Here is a 21,394-nt window from a genome sequence, read left to right on the forward strand (position 1 = left end):
ACCACTTTCACCTAGGGGGAAGAATTCGTTTCAGGACGCGGTGCTGTCCAGTTCGCGACGGCGCGCGCGCAGCGCGCCGAGCAGAAGGCCGCGGTCTTCGCCGGCAAGCACCCAGCGCGGCGAGCGTGCGAACCAGTGATCGCGCTGCTGGGATGTGCGGGGATTGGGACAGAACGGTATGCCGGCGGCGTCGCAAAGCGCCGCCATGGCAAGCAGCCGGGTCCAGACGTCGGGATGCATGGCTTGTGGCCCGAGGCCCAAGTCGAGGGCGAGATCGAGCGCCCCCTCCATGATGGCGCTCACGCCCGGCACGGCGAGGATGCCGGGCAGGGCATCGATACCGGCTAGGCTTTCGATCATCGGTACCACACGGATGCCGTCGCGTGTGCTGGCGATGTAATCGTCCAGCGAAGTCCGCCCGAAACCGGTGACGCGGCCTCCGGTGATGCCGCGACGGCCCAGCGGCGGGAAGTGCGCGGCCTCGACAGCCCGGCGCGCTTCGTCTGCCGTTTCCAGCCGGGAGATCACGATGCCTTTCGCACCGGCATCGAGCACCCGGCCGATCAGCTTGGCGTCCACCTCCGGCACACGTACCCAGGGCTCGCAACCGCCCAGTTCGCAGGCACGGATGGCGTGTTGCAGATCGTCGGGAGAGACGAGCTGATGTTCGAGGTCCAGCACCACGAAATCGAATCCGGCGGCACCGAACATCTCGCAAAGCAGGGGGGATGGCACGGAATTGAGCAGGCCGATCAGGCTGCGCATGGTCACGAACCGCTGGCTTTGGGGGTGGGCAGTATATCTAAATGAAAATCGTTATCAATTACGTGACCCGTCACCCAAAACCCGTAGGAGCCGACCTTGTCGGCGACCGTCTGGAACGCATACCCACCCAGCCGCCGCCACGGCCAGCCCCTAAAATAAGGATTAACTATGATTTATAATCTATTAATATCAAAAGATTAGTCCCTCGGATTCAATCGCCCGACGCACAGCCGACCTCTCCTTCATCCGCCCATACCACGCAGCCAGGCGAGACAAATCATCCAGCCGCAGATCCGTCTTCACATACGTCGTCAGCCACGACGCCTGCGCCCAACCGATAAGCGAAAACAGATACGCATCGGCCACGGTGAACCGCTCGCCCATCAGCCAGTCTTTTCCATCCAGTTCCCCGTCGATCCACTCAAAACGCGCGCGCAACTTCGGCCGCGCCGTATCGACGTAGTCCCCTGCCAGCCTGGCGTAAAGCAGGGGAATGAATCCCTTGTGGATCTCGGTGGAAAGAAAGCCCAGCCATTCGACCAGCCGATAACGGGCCAGCGTGCCGTGGGCCGGTACCAGCTGCGTGTCGGGCTTCAGATCGCCCAGGTATTGCAGGATGGCGGTACCTTCCCGAAGCCGGGTTCCATCTTCGAGCTCGATAAGAGGAACATAGCCCAAGGGATTGATAGAAAAGTAATCTTCGTCTTCGGCTGTCCGGTGCGTCTTCGGGACCATCCGCACCAGCGTGAAGTCGAGAGCCAGTTCATGCGCCACGATGTTCGGCGCCAGCGAGCATGCCGCGGGGATGTAGTAAAGCTTCATCCGGTATTCCTGTCGTCGTCCGGTCAAGCACCGGCGACGTGGCATTCTAGGCACGCGGGCTAAATAAGGAAGAAGGCACTAAAATGTCGTGCAGGTACATTTTTTATACCGCCGCCAGGGAATTCCCATGAAAGACAGCGTGACGGGATGTTCCGTCGAGGAGTCGATGCGCCTGCTCGGTGGTCGCTGGCGATTGCTCATCGTGTCTTTCCTTCTCGACGGTCCGCGTCGCTTCAACGAATTGCGCAGGATGCTGCCCGGCATCTCGCAACGTATGCTCACGCTCGATCTGCGCGCCCTTGAAGAGGCAGGGCTCATCAGTCGTACGGTGTTCGCGACCGTGCCGGCGCGCGTCGATTACCAGCTGACGGAAGACGGCCTGCGCCTGCTGCCGGTGGTCGATGCCATGAAGGGGTTTGGCATGTGGCTCAAACAACGCAACGCGGATGAATCAGTCAATCCGTGAACCATGCACGGGTCGCTGAATACGTTTGTCATGGACGCTCAGCACAATGAGCCGCGCTCCAGGCCAGGTGGCCTGACCCCAGACCTTCATCAAGGACTCTCATGGCCGAGAACGGTCGTCGTCACTTCCTCAAGCTGTCCCTGGGTGCCACCGCCGCGGCCATGACCGCCGGCGTAATTCCCCCGTCCATCAGCAAGGCGCTCGCAGTGCCCGCTGCACGACGCACGGGCACGCTCGCCGATATCGAGCACGTGGTGATCCTCATGCAGGAAAACCGCTCGTTCGATCATTACTTCGGCAGCCTGCGAGGCGTGCGCGGCTTCGGCGACCCCCGGCCCTTCATGCTTTCCGCCGATCGCAGCGTATGGCAGCAGCCCACGGCGCCGGGACACGACGACTACCTGATGCCGTTCCGTCCCGTGGCGGATGACCTGGGCCTCCAGTTCATCGTGGACCTCCCGCACGGCTGGAACGACACCCACGCCGCCTGGAACCAGGGCCGCTACGACGGATGGGTGCCCAGCAAGGGCACCACGACGATGGCCTACCTCACGCGCGAGGACATCCCGTTCCATTACGCGCTGGCGGACGCCTTCACCATCTGCGATGCCTACCATTGCTCGCTGCTGTCCTCCACGGACCCCAACCGCTACTACATGTGGACCGGTTACGTGGGCAACGACGGCAAGGGCGCAGGTCCCGTGCTCGACAACGCCGAGAAAGGCTATTCGTGGACCACCTATCCCGAGCGGCTGGAACAGGCCGGCATTTCCTGGAAGATCTACCAGGACGTGGGGCAGGGCCTGGATGCCGCCGGTCACTGGGGCTGGACGTCCGACCCGTACATCGGCAACTACGGCGACAACTCGTTGCTGTATTTCGACAACTATCGCAACGCGCAGCCGGGTAGTGCGCTGTATGAAAAGGCACGCACCGGCACGAAGACCTCGGCGGGCCAGTCGCTGTTCGAACTGCTGAAGAACGACGTGCAGTCAGGCAAGCTGCCGCAGGTCTCGTGGATCTGCTCACCGGAAGCCTATACGGAGCATCCCAGCTGGCCGGCCAATTACGGCGCCTGGTACATCGACCAGGTGCTGGAAGCACTCACCTCCAATCCGGAGGTCTGGAGCAAGACGGCCCTGTTCATCACCTACGATGAAAACGACGGTTTCTTCGACCACATGGTACCTGCCTATCCGCCGGCGGCCCGCTCGCAGGGCCTGTCCACCGTGGCCACCGACGGCGAGATCTATCCGGGCGGCGGCGGCTTCGTTTCCGGTGCCTACGGACTTGGCGTGCGCGTGCCGATGCTGGTGGTGTCGCCATGGAGCAAGGGCGGCTGGGCCTGCTCGGAGGTGTTCGACCATACCTCGATCGTCCGTTTCCTCGAGCAGCGCTTCGGCGTGCACGAGCCGAATATCTCGGCGTGGCGCCGCGCCATCTGCGGCGACCTGACCAGTGCCTTCGATTTCAGTCATCCGGATGCGGGTGCGGTGCACCTGCCGGGAACGAAGGCCTATGTTCCCGATCGCCAGCAGCACAAGGATTTCGTACCCACGCCGCCGACGACGCAGCATCTGCCCGACCAGGAGGCCGGTCGCCGGCGTACGCGTCCGCTGCCTTATCAGCCTGGCCTGTCCGGTCGCCTGGACATCGACAACGGCAAGTACTGGCTCGACTTCGGCAACGGTGGCCGTACCGGGGCCTTCTTCCATGTGTCCTCGACCTCCCGCTCGGATGGCCCGTGGGCGTATACCGTGGAAGCCGGCAAAGCCTTGTCCGACTACTGGACCAGCCTCTATAGCGGCAACGCCTACGATCTCACCGTTCACGGCCCGAACGCCTTCTATCGCCAGTTCAGCGGCAGCCAGCCCGATGCCGCAGCGGACCGCGCGACACTGGCCCTGCCCGAAGTGACCGTGGTGCAGGGCAGCCGCCCCGGCGAACTGAAGCTTCTTCTGGTGAACAGCGGCGAGCGTGCCTGCACCGTGACCCTGGCGGCCAATCACTACGCCGACGCCACGCCCACCCATCACCCGCTGGCGCCCGGCGCGCACGTGGAAGTGGTCCGCGATGTGTCCGCCAGCGACCACTGGTATGACCTCACGGCCACCTGCGACACCGATCCGCGCTTCCTGCGGCGCATGGCAGGGCACCTGGAAACAGGGCGTCCTTCGTTGAGCGATCCTGCCCTGGCGCCACGCAACGGCTGAAGTCGGGCAGGGAGGGGTGCTACATTGTGGGGTTCCATCCCTCCCACGAAGCCGACGACGCCATGACCGCGACCGCAGCCACGCCTTTCCCCATCGGTACACCCGGCACACCCTGGGGGACGGCGGAAGTCGCGCAGTGGCGTGCCTCGCTGATGCAGAAGCGCCTTTACAGGAACGAAGTGCTGCCCAAGATCGAAGCGCTGCGTTCGCGCTTCGATGTGCACAGCTACGGCCACCTGGAATACCACCACGACAGCTACGACATGTTCGCCATCCGCAGCCGCCACTGGCGCGATGAGCTGCCTTGCGTGCTGGTCACCGGTGGCGTGCACGGCTACGAGACCAGCGGCGTGCACGGCGCACTGCGCTTCGTGGAGACCTATGCGGAAGCGTTTGCCGGCAAGGTGAACCTGCTCGTGGCGCCGTGCGTCAGCCCCTGGGCCTACGAGCGCATCCAGCGCTGGAACTACGACGCCATCGATCCGAACCGTTCGTTCCGTGAGGGCAGCCCTGCCAACGAGTCCGCTTCGCTGATGGCGCTGGTGAGGCCGTTCCTCGGCCGCTTCCTGCTGCACATCGACCTGCACGAGACCACCGACTCCGACGAAAGCGAGTTCCGCCCGGCCCTGGCCGCGCGCGACGGCAAGCCCTTCGTGCCGGGCGGCATTCCCGATGGTTTCTATCTCGTCGACGATACGGCAAACCGCCAGCCGGACTTCCAGAAGGCCGTGATCGACGAAGTGGAGAAGGTCACCCATATCGCCCCCGCCGACGAGCAGGGCGAAATCATCGGCTCGCCCGTCGTGGCCCATGGCGTCATCGAATACGCGCTGCGCGACCTTGGCTTGTGCGCAGGCATCACGGGCGCCCGCTTCACCACCACCACCGAGGTCTATCCGGACAGTCCCCGGGCCACGCCGGAGCAGTGCAACGAAGCACAGGCCGTCGCCGTGCGTGCGGCCGTTGCTTACGCACTCGCGCAAAGGAATTGAGGGCCGGTCGAGAGCCTGAGAATCATCCGCAATGTCCCAGTGACGGCATGGCTATCAACTGACTATTGACTGTCGATAAATCCTGCATCAGGATCTTGCGGCGCGCCTCGCATCATGCGTAGGCCACAGGGGATCGACAATGTCGCATGCGCCACAGGGACGGTGGTCCCGTTTTTGCGTGTCTGTATTTCGGCTCTGGTTTGTTACGTTGCCGCTACTTTCCATCGGGTTACTTCCGACGGCTTCAATGGCTCAGGTGAAAACCTATGCGGAAGAATACGATAAGCGCATCAAAGCCGCGGAGACGATTAAGGCAGAGACCTCCGAGTTATTCGGTGACAAGACGAACCTGGCTACGGGTGAGACAGAGTTCCTGGTCACCGATGTCAGTATTCCGGGAAACAATGCGTTGCCAGTCGCTATCGAGCGACATTTCAGCGTGGAAGCAAGGGGCGGCCGCTGGAACGAATACCTTTTCGGAGACTGGGATATCGGCATCCCCTACATCGGGGGTGTTTTCGCGCAAATGGGTTGGCAGGGATTGTCGACCACGCCTCCTTATGTTTACAACAATAACCGATGCTCGCAGGGAGCTGCGCCACCGACGTTTCGACCGCAGGGCGCCAGTCTCGATGTAGAGGCGTGGGAGTACTGGCACGGATACCATCTCGTTACTCCAGACGGCAGCCAGGAAATGCTGCAATCTACGAGTTATACTCGGCCTCAACCGACCGACGGCAAGGTCCATCCCTGGGTGACCAGCCAGTACTGGTATTTCTCCTGCTTGCCCACACTCAAAAGTGGAGATCCGGGTGAAGGCTTCATTGCGCAGTCGCCCGATGGCACCAGGTACTATTTCGATTGGATGGTGAGGCTCCCTTACGCATCCATACTGAAGCCTTCGAAGACCCTGGTTACATCGTCTCATAACGGTGATCCGAGGCTGACCCTGACCAATACGCCAGTCCCAAGGCAAGAAATTCGCATATACCCAACGCGCATCGAGGATGCCCGTGGCAATTGGGTGCAATATGCCTGGGACGGTGGAAAGCTCATGCAAATCACCGCCAGCGACGGCCGGGCCTTGACCTTGACTTATCGAACGGTCGCGGGACAGGACAAGGTGGGCACCGCCAGTGACGGCTCGCGGACATGGACTTATGCGTATGACCCGGATGGAAGCTTGATTTCGGTAACCTTGCCGGATCAAAGCGCCTGGAGTATCAATTTTAAACCCCTGGATCGCCAGGGCCTGGGATATGACGACACGTATCAACAAGGTACGGTGCATCCCGTGTACGATAAATCGCTCAACTGCTCGTGGATGCGCGTACTCAAGAGTAACGATTCCATCGGTACCATCCAGCACCCTTCTGGCGCCGTAGGCACATTTGAATTCGATGCCGTTCGCCATGGACGCACTTTTGTTCGCCCCAATTGCCACACTCCGCAGGCTGGTGATGGAGGCAATGCCGATATAGATCTTGACTTTGAAGATCTTCAAATGGGCTCATCCTCTTCCATACCTGCACGCTTTGATGTCATGGCAATCAAGTCCAAGAGCATCTCAGGTCCAGGACTCCCAACCTACGCCTGGAATTTCAGTTATGCCACGCCCATAGGATGCTTTGTCGACTACTGCAAAGCCAACAGCGAGACGACAAAGACCACTACGACGATCGACCCGGAAGGGGTGCGTACGATATATACCTATGGGGTGCAGTTCGAAGTAAACGATGGCCAGCTCCTGAAAAAAGAAGTCTACAAAGATGGCGTGCTCCTGCAGGTAAGTGCAAACACTTATCTCGCCAACGCAGACGCCGGGCATCAATCGTTCGCGGAACCTGTTGGTCAATCACCCGAAGGTGAGAACAGCTATTTTTCGGAAAGAAATCGACCGCAAATCATCCGATCGCTAACACAAGACGGCATCACCTCCACATCGACAGTGAACGGATTCGATGCCTTCGCAAAAGCAACCAGTGTTACCAAGAGCAACCTCTGGTATCACCGCACGGATATCACCTCCTATTACGATGACACGGCGAAGTGGGTGATTGGACAGGTCGCCAAAGTGACCAACGTCGACACCAACAAGGTGGTCTCGCAAACGGATTATGAAGCAACCACGGCATTGCCTTCCCGCACATATAGCTTCGGGAAGCTGCAGGCGTCGATGACCTATTACAGCGACGGCACACTCCAGACTGCAACAGACGGCAATCAAAAGACGACGACGCTTTCCAGCTGGAAACGCGGCCTTCCTCAGATCATTACCTTCGCCGACAACACCACAAAGTCTTCGGTGATCGACGATCTCGGCCTTATTCGTTCGCTGACCGATGAAAATGGCTTTGTCACCACTTATGATTATGACGCCATGGGTCGAATGACGGCACTTACTCCACCTCAAGGCAATGTCATACACCAGGCCTTTGTGCAGGTGCAGGGCGTGGAAAATGGCCTCGCTCCTGGTCATTGGCGGCAGACGATAACGAGCGGATCAGGCAAGAAAACGAGCTATTTTGATGCACTTTGGCGACCAGTGGCCACCCAGGAAGAAGATGTACAAAATTCCCAGGCCACCTCCCGAGGAACAGTCACGCGTTACGACAGCAACGGCCGCACCATATTCGCCTCCTATCCACGCAACCCTCAGACAGATGGTGGGCTGGACTATGGCGCAGCGATGCCTGGCACCACGACCATCTACGATGGACTCGGCCGGGTCAGAAGCATCACGCAGGATTCCGAGCTTGGCCCCTTGGTTACCACTACCGAGTACTTATCCGGCGTACAGACCAGGGTGACGAATCCACGCAAGTTCACGACGACGACCGGCTACTTCTTTCTGGAAGAGCCTCGTTACGACCAGCCAGTATGGATCGTTGCGCCAGAAGGCATGCGTACGGATATTGGCCGAGATGTTTTTGGCGCGCCATTAAGCGTCACGCGTGGGATGAGCGCGAACTAGCGACCTGAGGGACGCAGTCGCTGCTTTTCAACCGGACAGGCTCGAAGAAGCAACGCCTGTCCTGAATCAGGGATTTGTCATGAAAAGCCTGAAAGGGTTTTTCGGCAACGAACGGAATTACAGGGGTTGTCTATGTACCGCGAAGCCAGGCACAGATTCGGTGCTCGATGGTGGTTGGGATGTATTCTGTTTATTCTGGCGTGTGTCGCGTCGGGTAGTGCGCTGGCGGCAGGAGCGGCTAACTGCCAGATCGTCGTCAACTCACCATCTGCAGGCGGTGTCTACAAGACCTCCGATTCCTTGTCTATTCAAGGGACAGTGAAGTGTTCGCCCCGCATCCTGTTCATCCTGCAGGTGGCTCTCGACGGCCACCCCATCGATGTCAATGGAGACGAGGCTTTCTCCGCACCGCTGCCTCATCTCTCCGCAGGAAATCATCTGGTGACCGTTACCGCCACCGGTGACGGCGCACCGGGCGGCGGAAGCAAGCAGTTTTCATTCAATGTTATTGATGTCGCCTCCGGGAGCATTTCGGCAGCACCCGTCATATGCAATATTCCCGTAAATAGTGCGACCTGCAGCACGACCATCAGTTGGAATTCCAACCGCTATGGTGATCTTTCCCAGAATTCCGTCATCGTTACCGATCTGAACAATAACGGAGCCCAGACTTTTTATGGGTGGAACGGAAATCAGTCAAATTCAGCGCAGGCTTCGTGGATCAGCAGCACTGGATTTCGATTTCATTTGCGAGGCAACAGGGAAGATAACGACCTTGCCACAGTTGACGTCAGAGGGAATCTGCCGCCGTCGGTTACGCTGACCGCACCGGGCAATGGAAGCGTCTATTACGATGCTTCCTCGTCCATCGTAACGACGGCCGTCGCCAGCGATCCCGACGGCAGTATTGATCGGGTTGAGTTCTATGGCGACGGCAACTTACTCGGGGCGGTTCGTGGCCAACCTTACCAGCTGGCCTGGACGCCGGGCGCAGGCTCTCACCGCATTGATGTTCTCGCCGTTGACAATCTCGGCAATACGGCCTGGAGCAATCGATCGAACCTGGTTGTTTACAACTCGACGGTCGTAGGAAATATCGATGGTGTAACCCCGGATGGCATCGTCACCGGCTGGGCGTGCTCAACCTACTGGTCTTCATCGATCAACGTAGACCTCTATCTGGGAGGCGCCTTCGGCAGTGGCACAGGTATCGGCCGGTACGTAGCCAACCAGGCCAGTGATGCTTCCGTAGCTGGTGCCTGCAACGTAGCAGGTGGAAGTTATCGCTTCAGCATCCAGCTCACCGAAGCCCAGCGCATCCAGTACGCCGGTGCCGGCATCTATATCCATGGCATATCGCCGACGGGAAAAAGCAACAATCTGCTCAATGGCTCGGGCAATCTCGCCGTGCCGGCAGCTGTGCCCAATGCTCAATTCGTGGGGCAGTCTGTCGCTGGCTCGATGACCACGGGCACCACCCAGACCGTCACGATTCAATTGAAGAATTCCGGCAGCCGGACCTGGACCAGTGCCGCAAATTTCCGACTGGGTTCGCAGAACCCCGGCGACAACCACATTTGGGGGCTCGGCCGGGCGGTACTGTCCGGCGATGTCGCGCCTGGTCAGATAGCTACATTCACCTTCCCCATCACCGCTCCTGCCGCCCCCGGAACGTACAACTTCCAATGGCGCATGGTGCAGGAAGGCGTGACCTGGTTTGGGGATCTCACTCCCAATCTCGCGATCAACGTCAGCGTACCGCCACCACCACCGCCGCCACCGGTAAACCCCCAGACGCGCCGCTACGTATACAACGAAAATCACGAGGTATGCAAAGTCATCGAGCCGGAAACCGGCGCCACAGTGATGGAGTACGACGCGGCGGGCAACCTGTCATGGTCAGCCAGTGGCTTGAACCTGCCCGATCCTAACAGCTGCAACTATCAGGAGGCATTCGCTTCGCAGCGCGTCGTGGGCCGCATGTATGATGAACGGAACAGACTCAAGACACTGAGCTTTCCCGATCACAATGGTGACCAGGACTGGACCTACTGGCCCGATGGCCGCCCCAGGACTATCACCACGCAGAACGAAGGCGGCACGAAAACCGCCATCAATAGTTATGAGTACGATCCACGACGTCTGCTGACCAAAGAAACACTCAGTGAACCCGATGGTCGCAACTGGAGCATCAGCTACGACATTGATGCGTATGGGCACCAGGCGGGAATAACCAGCCCCGACAGCTTTCACACGAGCTATGCGCCTAATGCACTTGGTCAGCCCAGCGTCGTCAACAGTAGCTGGGGAACGCTTGCCAGTGCGATCAGTTATTACCCCAATGGCGCCATCAAGTCGTTTGTCTACGGCAATGGCATCCAGCACACCATGGTGCAAGATCTTCGCCAGCTACCTGAGCGAAGCATCGACGGCAACGTACTGGATCTGGAAACCAGCTTTGACGCCGATGGCAATGTCGACCACATTTACGACAACATCCAAGGCAGTAACTACAACCGGCAGATGGCCTACGACGGCCTGGATCGGATGTATCGCGCCTGTTCACCCATGTTTGGTGGCACGGACGGATGCCATCGCTATACGTACGATGCGCTGGACAATCTGAGGGCATGGCAGCTGAGCGGCGTAAAGGACTATGCCACGTACTACTACGATGCCACCAATCGACTCAGTAACATTCAAAACAGTGGCGGTGGCACTATCGTTGGCCTGTCGTATGACGTGCAAGGCAACCTTGCCAACAAGAATGGCCAAACGTATCAATTCGACTATGGCAATCGGCTGCGCGCCGCACCAGGACGTGAAGGCTATCGTTACGACGGTTATGGCAGACGCATTGCTGCGGAGGCTCCTGATGGGGCGATTCTGTCGCAATACAGCCTGGATGGACGATTGATCTATGAACAAGACAATCGCCGCAAGCTTAACAAGCCGCATTTCTATCTTGGAGCGCACTTGCTGGCGGTCATCGAATGGAATACCGCCACACAGTCCTGGATAACGAAGTATCAGCATACCGATGCTTTAGGTAGCCCGGTAGCTGTGACCGACAGCGCAGGTCAGGTCATTGAGCGAACCAACTATGAGCCCTATGGCCAGCCGACCGGCAAGCCCTCTTATCAGGGCGTAGGTTACGCAGGGCATGTGATGGACGAGGCAACCGGCCTCAGTTACATGCAGCAACGCTACTATGATCCAGGCATAGGACGATTCCTGTCTCGCGACCCGGTCACAGCCGATGCAAATACTGGTGCGAACTTCAATGCCTACTGGTATGCCAATAATAACCCCTATCGGTTTACCGACCCTGATGGAAGGGAAAGCGTTGGCGAATTAATCAATTCAGGTGCGGAAGGGTGTGGTCCTGTCTCCTGCGCTGGCTGGGCGACGTTACATGCGGCATGGATGGTTTTTGGCGCGGAAAGCGTCAGCCAGATTTCCAGCAATGGTTGGTCTAATGCGAACCAAAGTGATATGGCTGGCGCGAGCATGGAACTTGCATCCGCCTTGCCGCCAGTAAAATTTGGCCGCGCTGCTGTACCATTATTGCGCGGCGGATCAAAAATGGTCCGGTTGGGGCAAGAAGGCGAACATGCTGTCCGAGCCGCGTTTGATATTGGCAAAAAAGAAGAAATCGTAGTTAACGGCGTCAAGCGGATTCCCGATGGAATTACCGATACGACGATCAACGAGGTAAAAAATGTGGCATCCTTGAGCTATACATCACAGCTTCGCGACTATGCGCAGTTCGCCAAGGACACCGGGCGCGAGTTCAATCTATTCGTTAGGCCAGGCGCCAAGCTTACTGGCACCCTCGAAAAGGCAGCCGCTGCCGGTGACATAAATATTCACGAGATTCCTTTCAAATGAGCGATCAAGAAAAAAGTGGCCGTAGAACGCTTGCTGAATTTCATGCCGCACTCAAAGCCGAAGGCAAGTGGGATGAGTTTCAAGCAATGCGTAAAGCGAAAAGCGAGGAGTTGGCGAAACGCAAAGCCGAATTGGATGCAGCACAAGCTCCCCTCGTTGAGGCGCTAAGAGCGACGGGACTTGATGTGAATTCCGTTTGGAACCTGGTAAACACTGCCGAGCCATATCCTGAGGCGATTCCTGTCTTGTTCGAACATTTGTACAAGCCTTACCCGGAACGAATCGTTGAAGGCATTTTGCGTGCACTGGCGGTTCCAGATTCTCGACCTCGATGGCCTGAATTACTTGATTTGTTTGAGAAATACCCATCCCAGGCCACGAGCGGCCTCCGGTGGGCTGCCGGGTGCGCTTTGAGTGCTTCTGCAGACGACGGGGTGATCGGTGAGGTGATGCGTATCGTTGCCGATCCGCGTTACGGCTTTGAGCGCCTAGCTTTTCTTGATGTCCTTGCAAGATCCAATAACGCGCGAGCCAAAATGATGCTGCATGAGCTCCGCGACGATCCCGTTTTGGGGAAAGAGATTAAGAAACAACGGCGGATGAATCGTCTTTCCAAGAAAAAGCCATCGCCGTAGGCGGGCTTTGTCAACGCCCCCCCAAAAAATCTGCGTGGGACCTGGTAAATACCGCCGAGCCATATCTAGAGACAATCCCTGTCTTGTCTCAACATTTGCACGATCCTTATATCGGGCGACCCATTCCTCGACTTGCCTCAACCGCGAACCCCGTCACATTTCAAGGGGAGGGTAGGGCAACACACATCACGTTCTAAAAGGGACGGGACAGGCATGCCGCCTCGTCCCAAGGTGAGGTGTACCTACCCGACCAACCCTCGAGGGGAACGCGATGCATATACGGAAACGATCGGTATGGCTGCTTGCCATGGCAGCCGCCGGCATGGTCAGTGTCCATGCTCATGCTACGGAACAGGTGGTAGCGGCGAAAAAAGCCGCGGTGGTGAAGGGCGATCCGCTATACCGATATCAGTGGCACCTGAGCAATCAAGGACAGAAAGTCATCGCGGATACCCGCCCCGTGGCGGGTGTCGACCTCGACATAGGCACCCTGCACGATGCGAAGGTGCGTGGTAACGGCGTCATCGTGGCCGTCGTCGACGACGGTCTTGAGATCCGGCATCCGGACCTGCTCGACAACGTCGTCATTGGCGGATCGAAGAACTTCGTCGACGGCTCCAACGATCCCACGCCCACCAACCCGAACAGCGAGCACGGCACGTCGGTAGCCGGCATCGTTGCCGAGGTGGGCTGGAACGGCATCGGTGGCCGTGGCGTGGCGCCGGAAGCAAAGCTGAAAGGTTTCAACTTTCTGTCCGAGGATGCCGATGGCATCGAGACCGACCAGGACACCAATATCCGTTATTCATGGGGCAATGGTCCGGAAGCCCGTGATGCCGATGCATTCAACAACAGCTGGGGTATCACTACCAGTGCTTATCCTGCGGTAAGCCAGGCGGAAACGAAGTCCTGGGAAAAGCTGATGTCGTCCACCCGCAACGGCAAGGGCGGCATCTACCTCAAGGCATCGGGCAATAACTTCAGCAGCCTGCTCGTGAGTTTCCTCGGCTTCCGCTTCAACCTCTGCCAGGACGACAGCCTGCAGCTCAACGTCGGCTGCTCGTCGGCGAATACGGACCCCACGAACAATTACATCACCACCACGGTAGTGGCCTCGGTGAATGCCAGCGGTGTGCGCGCTTCCTATTCGTCGCCCGGTTCTTCCGTCTGGGTCGCGGGTATCGGCGGCGAGTTCGGCTTCCAGAAGAAGTACTACCCCGACCTGTCGAACATCGGCGCATGGGCCAAGGCGACGTTCTATGACCCGGCGATCGTCACTACGGATCTCACCGGATGCGCAGCGGGTTCCAATGCCGATCGCGCCGATGGAGAAGTCGACAATGCGCTGGACACCAGCCAGTCCACCATCGACAAGAGCTGCAACTACTGGGCAGGCATGAACGGCACGTCAGCTGCGACACCGACTGTATCGGGCGTGGTGGCGCTGGTGCTGGGCGTGAATCCGAAACTGTCGGGACGCGACGTGAAGTACATCCTTGCCACGACGGCACGGCAGATCGATCCGCTGCAACCGAAGGCCATCTATCAGGGCACGGTGCAGGACCCGGGCTGGATCACCAACGCCGCCGGCCATCACTTCAGCAACTGGTATGGTTTCGGCCTGGTGGATGCCAGCGCGGCCGTGGAGAAGGCCCGCAACTTCAAGAGCCTTCCTGTTTTGCAGGACAGCGGCTGGCTCGCCAGCAAGGACGCCCCGGTGGCCATCGAGGGCATCGGCAGCCAGAAGAGCAAGCTGACCGTTGCGGTAAGCAAGAAGGTAAAGGTCGAGGCCGTGCAGCTCAGCTTCCAGACCAACCACAAGACACCGCGCAACCTGCGTGCGATCCTGACCTCGCCCAGCGGCACGAAGAGCTATGTGCTGCCTGCATTTACCACGCTGTCGGCCACCTCGGGCGGCTTCGCGGTGGATCTGACCTCCAGCAACGCCTTCCTCGATGAGACCTCGGCGGGCAACTGGACACTCCAGCTGCTCGACATGAGCGATTCGTCCGGCAGCGCGCAGCTGCAGTCCTTCAACCTTCGCGTAGTGGGGCACTAATGATGAAGAAGACAGCCATCAGCCTCGCTTTGGCCTTGTTCGCCGTGACGGCGGCGCATGCACAGAGCGACTATTCCGAGGCCCTGGGCAAGGCCGCCACCGGCCCGCAGTTCAGCGTGGGCAGCACGACGTTCCGCATCATTCCCGATGCGGGCATCCAGCGCGCCGACCCGACCGCCACGACGCCGCCTGCGGCTTCTGCACGTACCAGCCGTACGACGAACGGCAGCCAGGGGCAGAACGTCGATGCCCTGGGCAGTGTCGGTCCGTTCCTTATCGTGCCGCGTACGCCAGGTGTCGCCAGCCAGAAGGCCGTGAGCTCGCGCAGCGCTTCCGCCGTGGCTCCCGGTAACGCGAACCTCGATACGTTCGGTGTCGCGGTGAATCTTCGTTCGGGACAACCCGTGGTGGTCGCCCCCCGCGTGAAGCTGTTCGCCAAGGATGCGGCCACGGCCCGTGCGTTGGCGAAGAAGACCGGTGGCGACATCGTGCAGGTCTCCGACGTGGATGGCAGCGCGCTGATCCGCTATGCCTCCGTCGGTGATGCACAGACGGCACTGGGTAGCATCAAGGGAGCGAAGGGCGTGGAAGATGCGCAGCTGGACGTGATCGAGAACTTCCGCGAAAAGCAGTAAGCGTTGCCCGGAAGAGGCGGGAAGCATCCCGCCTCTTTCGCAAGAAATAGCGATTGGTTTGACGATATCCGCATCATGTGGACGATTCATGCATGTGCTTCGTCAGTAGTTACGCAAGTCTTGTCGTCGCGTTGATTGTTATATTATAACCGAGTGGCATCGGGGCCTTCCCCATTCCACAGGGCACTGCTTTGAATCCGTCCACGTTGTTCCGCCGCCGCCTGATGGTGGCCGCGCTTTCCGTCGTCCTCGCATCCCCCGTTTTCGCGGCACCCCCGGTCAAGGGCGCCTACGCCGACCTGCCCAGCGAAACGCCCGCGCATTTCACGCCCACGCATGACGGCTACGAGTACGACGTTCGCGACGTCATGATCCCCATGCGCGATGGTGTGAAGCTGCATACCGTTATCGTCGTGCCCAGGGGCGCGAAGAACGCAGGCATCCTGTTCACCCGTACGCCGTACAACGCCAGCGCGATGACCAGCGGCGTGGCGAGCGGTCATCTCGACGCCGCGCTCAGCCACGACGACCTTGCCACGCATGTGCTGATCGAAGACGGCTATATCCGCGTGGTGCAGGACATCCGCGGCAAGTATGGTTCCGAAGGCGATTACGTGATGAATCGCCCGCTTCACGGGCCACCGAACCCGACGCCGGTGGACGATTCCACCGATGCCTACGACACGATCGACTGGCTGGTGAAGCACGTGCCCGAGTCCAACGGGCGCGTGGCCATCATGGGTATCTCCTACGACGGTTTCGAGCCGCTGATGGCGATCGTGCATCCGCATCCGGCACTGAAGGCCTCGGTGCCAATGAACCCCATGGTCGATGGCTGGCGGGGTGACGACTGGTTTCACAACGGCGCCTTCCGCCAGCAGAACCTGATGTACATCTACCAGCAGTCGGCATCACGCAAGAACGGCGAATCGTGGTGGACGAACTACGCCGACGATTACCAGATGTTCCTCGATGCCGGTTCGGCCGGTGCGCTGGCGAAGCGCTATGGGATGGAACAGCTGGGCTTCTGGAACAAGATCGTGCAGCACCCGGCGTACGACAGTTTCTGGTCGCAGCAGGCCGTGGACAAGATCCTCGCGCATGAACCGGTCAGCGTGCCCACGATGCTGGTGGCGAGCCTGTGGGACCAGGAAGACATCTATGGCGCCTTTGCCGTCTACAACGCAATGAAGGACCACGATACGGATCATCGCCTGTTCCTCACGGCAGGCCCGTGGTTTCACGGTCAGGAGATCCGCGACGGCAGCAGCCTGGGTGCCGTGCGCTTCGGCAGCGATACCAGCCTGTACTTCCGCGAGCACATCCTGCGGCCGTTCCTGGCGCATTACCTGAAGGATGCACCGGCAACGGTGGCCCAGGTCAATGCTTTCGTCACCGGCGACAATCGCTGGGAGAGTGGTTCGACCTGGCCGCTGGCTGCCACGACGCCGGTTCGCCTGCTGCCCGACGCCGGTGGTCATCTCGATATCGGCGGTGGTCCGGCTGCCACCGGTTCCGACAGCTATGTGTCCGATCCCGCGCACCCGGTGCCTTACCGGCAGCGTCCCGTGGGTCCGATCCAGGGGCCGTCGTGGCAGCACTGGCTTACCGATGACCAGCGCGAGGCTTCGTCGCGGCCTGATGTGCTTACCTATACGAGCCCGGTACTGCACGAGCCGTTGCGCATCAACGGCGCACCTAAAGTGCACCTGGTCGCGAGTACCAGCGGCACGGACAGCGACTGGGTGGTGAAGCTCATCGACGTGTACCCGGACCAGGTAGGCGAGCAGCCGGAGATGGGCAGTTATCAGCTGGGCATCGGCATGGATATCTTCCGTGGTCGTTATCGCACGGGCTTCGACAAGCCGCAGCCGCTGGCATCCGGCGTGGCATTGCCGTACGACTTCAGCCTGCCGAACGTGAACCACGTCTTCCTGCCCGGTCACCGCATCATGGTGCAGGTCCAGTCGAGCTGGTTCCCGCTGTACGACCGCAATCCGCAGAAGTTCGTGCCGAACATCTTCCTGGCCAGCCCCGGCGATTACCAGTCCGCCACGCAACAGGTATTCCGCGGCGGCGAAGATCCCACCTACATCGAAATCCCCACAATCAAAACGCAATAACCCTGTAGGAGCGCGCCTTGCGCGCGACCGGTTGTCGCGAACATCATCATCGTTTCGACACTACCTGTCGCGCGCAGGCGCGCTCCTACAATGGGGGGCGGCGGAGGAGGTGGCGGATGATGAGGATCAGGGGGACTGCCACGAGCAGCACGGCGGGCAGGCGCAGTATTTCGGGGCCGAGCAGGGCCACGCCCAGCCCCGTGAGCGTCGTGACGGCGCACCAGGCGGGTCCGCCTCTCAGAGGGCTCATGCGCTGATCTCCTTGCGGCCGCGGCGCTTGCCGATCCAGATGACCAGGCCGCTGACCAGCACCATGATGGTCACCAGGTCCATCAGGGCCCAGAGCACCTTCAGCGTCAGCCCGCCGTAGTTGCCAAAATGGAAGGGACGCGAGAGCTCAAGCGTGCGCAGATACCAGGGCAGTTCGGCGCGGGCATCAATGGTGCAGGTATCGGCGCTGACCAGTACGGCGCTGAGCAGCTCTTTCGTCACCAGCGTATCGCCATGCGACCACACCAGGTAATGAAAGGGATGATGCGCTCGCTCGCTCGGGAATAACACGCTGGTGCGGCGGCCAGCAGGGGTGCCGGCATCCGCCACCGCCAGCGCACGTTCCGGTGTGCAGGCATTGCCCTGGGTCACCGAGCGACCCGTGCCGGCCAGCATGGCCTGCAGGTCGCGCGCCTGCCAGACCGCAAAGAGTGGGCGCTCCAGGGTGTTGATCACGCCGGTTATACCGACCACCGCCATCCAGGCCAGTGTGGCGATGCCGAGCAGGTTATGCAGGTCGAGCCATCCGGCACGCCGGTTGCGCGCCATGCGTACGGTGCCAAACGCGAGCCGGTGCATGAAGGGCACATACAACACCACGCCCGTCACGAGGGCCGCCACGAACAACAATCCCATGACGGTCAGCACGAAGGTGCCGGGCAAACCCGCAACAAGGCTGTTGTGGATGGTGAGCATCACATCAAGAAATTCGACGCGGCGCCGGCCGTGCTCCATCGGATCATCCAGCAGGACGCCGGTAACCGGATGGAACTTAAGCCAGTGATTGCTCTCCTGTGCCGTTCCCGGATGAGCCAGCATGCCGACCGTGACGACGGCCTCGTCGTCGGGAAAGCTCAGGAACGAAAAGCCGTCGTCCGGGTAGCGGGCTTTCGCCTGCTCCAGGATCGCCGTGATCGGTACCGCCGGGGCGACATTGTCGACCCCGGCAGCGACTGGCGATGGGTGCAGCCAGTCGTCCAGTTCGTCGTGGAAGACGAGGGGCAGGCCCGTGATGCACAGGATCAGCAGGAACAGCGTGCACACGAGGCTGGACCACGTGTGCACCCATTGCCAGCGCCTGAGGGAGCGTCCGTTGGCCATGGTCAGGTCAGAGCGTCTTGCGCAGCGTGAGCATCGTGCTGCGCGGATCGCCATAGATGCCGAAGTAAGAGGCCGGCACGCGGGCGAAGTAGCTCTTGTCGAAGACATTGTTCACAGTGAGCGTGAGCAGCCACGACGGATTGAACTGGTAGCCCACCTGCGCGTCGAACACCGAGTACCCCTGCTGCGTGATCGTGCCACGCGACGTGCTGCTGACGGCGCGCGCACCACCACCGACACGGAAACCGTCCAGTGCGCCACCGGTGAAGCGGTAGGTGGTCCACAGCTTGAAGGTCTTCTTGGGTTCTTCCGTGTCGAGGATGCTGGCGATGCCGTTGGTGTTGTCCTTCACCGTGGTCAGCAGGTAGGTGTATCCGGCATAGATGTCCCAGCCCGGCAGGGGGCGGCCGTTGATCTCCGCTTCCCAGCCCTGGCTCTGCGCGCGACCGGCCGAAATGAAGTAGGTGATGTGCTCGGGATCATTGACCGCCCGGTTCTCGTCACGCACGCGGAACGCGGCGATCGAGCCGGTGAACATGCCATCGAGGAAGGCACCCTTCAGGCCCACTTCGTACTGCTTGCCCGTACGGGGTTTCAACGTGCCGCCGCCATAACGCAGGTTGTTCTGCGGCACGAAGATGCTCGTGTAGCTGGCATAGGCCGACAGGTTCTTGTTGATGTCGTAAACCAGGCCCAGGTAGGGGGCTGCCTTGTGATCCACGCCGGGATCGTTCTGCCAGCTGCCAAGGTAGGGGTAACCGCCCTGGTTGCGGTTGCGATACCAGGTGAAGTGGCTGCCTACCAGTACGCTGAGGTCTTCAACCGGATGAAGACGGACTTCGCCATAGGCGCCGTACTGCTTGGTCAACGACTTGTCGTGCGAGTCATAGGCGATGTCGGGACGCGGAATGTCCGGGAGATTCAGCACATCAACGCGTGTGGGCAGCGTTTCATTGCCGCTGTAGCCGTCCTGGCGCTTCTGCGCGTAGTCGAGGCCGAAGGTGGTATCGGTCGGCATGCCGAACAGGTCGAACTGACCGGAGACGCTGGCGTCTACGCCGGTCCAGTCGAGATTCGTCTCCTGCCGCTGCAGCAGGTAATTGCCCATGTTGCCGTTGGGCAGGATCAGGCCACTGATGTAGCCATAGAGCGAATGATCACTGCTGGAACGGCGGTCGATAGCCACCTTGGCCTGCCACGTATCGGAAAACGCATGGCGCAGTTCCGCGTACAGGTCATTCATGTGCGGCTCGTCCGTGCTCCAGTTCGTGCCATAGAACTGGGAACGGGGCGCGTCCAGCGCCTTGCCGTGCGGGGGCACCGCGAGCACGGACTGGCCCCAGTCCAGCGGGCTGTGGTCTTCACGCTGCGCGGCCGCCGACAGCGTGAGCACCGTATCCGGCGACAGGTCGAAGTCGACGATGCCGTAGAGCATCTGGTGCGAGGAATGGGCCTTGTCGTAGAAGTAATCGGTGTCCTGTGCCGACACTACGGCGCGACCACGGATCGAGCCGGATTCATTGAGGCGGTCCGTGATGTCCAGGTTGCCCATGAAATTGTTCCACGAGCCGGCCGAGATGGAACCCAGCAGCGAGTACGTGTCGCCGGGACGCTTGCGCAACAGGTTCACCGTGCCGCCCGGGCTGCCCTGGCCTTGCAGGATGCCGGCCGGCCCGCGGAAGATTTCGATGGCCTCGTACATGTTGAGGTCGAACTGCGACTGGTACTGAAGACCGTTGTTCGCGGGAATGCCATCGAACTGCACATCGGGCTGGTAACCGCGCGCCTGGAAATACGAGGTGCCCATGCCGTAGGGCACGGCGGTGATGCCCGTGGAACGGTTCAGCGCCTCGGCCACGGTCACCATGTTCTGGTCGTCCATGCGTTGGCGGGTCACGACGGACACCGAACTGGGGATTTCGCGCGGATCGGTCGGCAGCTTGCCGAACTGGATCTGCTGCGCGGCATAGCCGGAAGACGTGGCGCGCACGTCCACGGCATCGAGGTTCTCGACGCGGCCGTGTGCGGTACCGCGCTGGCGGACCGGTACCTGGGTGGGGGCTGCGGCCGGCGCCCCCAGGGTGGTGCCGCGCTCGATGCGGACCGAGCCGTCGGATTCCACGCGGGCGACCAGCGGCGAACCGGCCAGCAGGCGGTCGAGAGCCTGCGACGGCTCATAGCTGCCGTCGAGTGCGGGTGCCTGGAGCGAGCGGGTCAGCGACGCGTCGTAAAGCAGGTTGAGGTTGCTCTGCTCGGCAAAGCGGTTGAGGGCCTGGGTCATCGTGCCGGCGGGGATATGGAACTCGGCGGTGCGCTGGGCAGCCCCTGCGGCACAGACACCGTTTGCGCCCAGGGCCAGGGCGGCGGCAATGGCCAGGCTCATGCCGCGGCGGAAAAGAGGCGAGGCAAGGGGGTGTCGACGGGACGAAACGGGCATTCGGAGGGATC

The 21,394-nt window shown here is 60.4% G+C and carries 14 protein-coding genes; 9 read left to right on the plus strand and 5 right to left on the minus strand.

Translation table 11 applies throughout. The features are described from left to right. Positions 1-30 precede the first annotated feature (30 nt). Positions 31-765 (minus strand): HpcH/HpaI aldolase family protein, encoded by a 735-nt coding sequence (locus HBF25_RS03335; protein WP_166946533.1) that lies wholly within the window; start codon positions 763-765, stop codon positions 31-33. Between the two features lie 189 nt (positions 766-954). Next, a complete protein-coding gene (gene gstA / locus HBF25_RS03340) occupies positions 955-1,587 on the minus strand; it encodes a glutathione transferase GstA (protein WP_166946534.1) in 633 nt (210 codons plus the stop codon). Between the two features lie 127 nt (positions 1,588-1,714). On the opposite strand from gstA, the gene HBF25_RS03345 reads away from it, so the two are divergent. The 9 genes from HBF25_RS03345 to HBF25_RS03385 all read left to right on the plus strand — a co-directional run bounded on the left by HBF25_RS03345 (position 1,715) and on the right by HBF25_RS03385 (position 17,575). Then, positions 1,715-2,053 (plus strand): winged helix-turn-helix transcriptional regulator, encoded by a 339-nt coding sequence (locus tag HBF25_RS03345; RefSeq protein ID WP_166946535.1) that lies wholly within the window; start codon positions 1,715-1,717, stop codon positions 2,051-2,053. 101 nt (positions 2,054-2,154) lie between these two features. Next, positions 2,155-4,266 (plus strand): phosphocholine-specific phospholipase C, encoded by a 2,112-nt coding sequence (locus tag HBF25_RS03350; protein ID WP_166946536.1) that lies wholly within the window; start codon positions 2,155-2,157, stop codon positions 4,264-4,266. 62 nt (positions 4,267-4,328) lie between these two features. Then, positions 4,329-5,258, plus strand: coding sequence for a M14 family metallopeptidase (locus tag HBF25_RS03355; protein WP_166946537.1), 930 nt, complete (start codon positions 4,329-4,331; stop codon positions 5,256-5,258). A 247-nt stretch (positions 5,259-5,505) separates the two neighbouring features. Next, positions 5,506-8,232 carry an RHS repeat domain-containing protein gene (locus tag HBF25_RS03360; RefSeq protein WP_166946538.1) on the plus strand — a complete coding sequence of 909 codons (2,727 nt, stop codon included), beginning with the start codon at positions 5,506-5,508 and terminating at the stop codon, positions 8,230-8,232. A gap of 132 nt (positions 8,233-8,364) precedes the next feature. Then, positions 8,365-12,123, plus strand: a complete 3,759-nt coding sequence (locus HBF25_RS03365) for an RHS repeat-associated core domain-containing protein (protein WP_166946539.1) — start codon at positions 8,365-8,367, stop codon at positions 12,121-12,123. Next, the gene (locus tag HBF25_RS03370; protein WP_166946540.1) at positions 12,120-12,758 is read left to right on the plus strand and encodes a hypothetical protein; all 639 of its coding nucleotides are present in this window, start codon (positions 12,120-12,122) and stop codon (positions 12,756-12,758) included. The genes HBF25_RS03365 and HBF25_RS03370 overlap by 4 nt, the downstream gene beginning before the upstream one ends. Before the next feature lie 271 nt (positions 12,759-13,029). Further along, positions 13,030-14,817 carry a S8 family serine peptidase gene (locus HBF25_RS03375; protein WP_243853015.1) on the plus strand — a complete coding sequence of 596 codons (1,788 nt, stop codon included), beginning with the start codon at positions 13,030-13,032 and terminating at the stop codon, positions 14,815-14,817. Continuing rightward, complete coding sequence (locus HBF25_RS03380) at positions 14,817-15,452, plus strand: hypothetical protein (protein WP_166946541.1); 636 nt, start codon at positions 14,817-14,819, stop codon at positions 15,450-15,452. The genes HBF25_RS03375 and HBF25_RS03380 overlap by 1 nt, the downstream gene beginning before the upstream one ends. Positions 15,453-15,676: 224 nt before the next feature. Next, a complete protein-coding gene (locus tag HBF25_RS03385) occupies positions 15,677-17,575 on the plus strand; it encodes a CocE/NonD family hydrolase (RefSeq protein WP_166946911.1) in 1,899 nt (632 codons plus the stop codon). Between the two features lie 85 nt (positions 17,576-17,660). Here HBF25_RS03385 and HBF25_RS03390 read toward each other — a convergent pair whose 3' ends face one another. The 3 genes from HBF25_RS03390 to HBF25_RS03400 are packed head-to-tail and all read right to left on the minus strand — an operon-like array spanning position 17,661 to position 21,383. Continuing rightward, positions 17,661-17,825 carry a hypothetical protein gene (locus HBF25_RS03390; protein ID WP_166946542.1) on the minus strand — a complete coding sequence of 55 codons (165 nt, stop codon included), beginning with the start codon at positions 17,823-17,825 and terminating at the stop codon, positions 17,661-17,663. Then, positions 17,822-18,946, minus strand: coding sequence for a PepSY-associated TM helix domain-containing protein (locus tag HBF25_RS03395; RefSeq protein WP_166946543.1), 1,125 nt, complete (start codon positions 18,944-18,946; stop codon positions 17,822-17,824). The genes HBF25_RS03390 and HBF25_RS03395 overlap by 4 nt, the downstream gene beginning before the upstream one ends. Positions 18,947-18,953: 7 nt before the next feature. Continuing rightward, complete coding sequence (locus tag HBF25_RS03400; RefSeq protein WP_166946544.1) at positions 18,954-21,383, minus strand: TonB-dependent siderophore receptor; 2,430 nt, start codon at positions 21,381-21,383, stop codon at positions 18,954-18,956. Between the last annotated feature and the right edge of the window lie 11 nt (positions 21,384-21,394).

The sequence above is a fragment of the Luteibacter anthropi genome, from assembly GCF_011759365.1.
Lineage (GTDB): Bacteria > Pseudomonadota > Gammaproteobacteria > Xanthomonadales > Rhodanobacteraceae > Luteibacter > Luteibacter anthropi.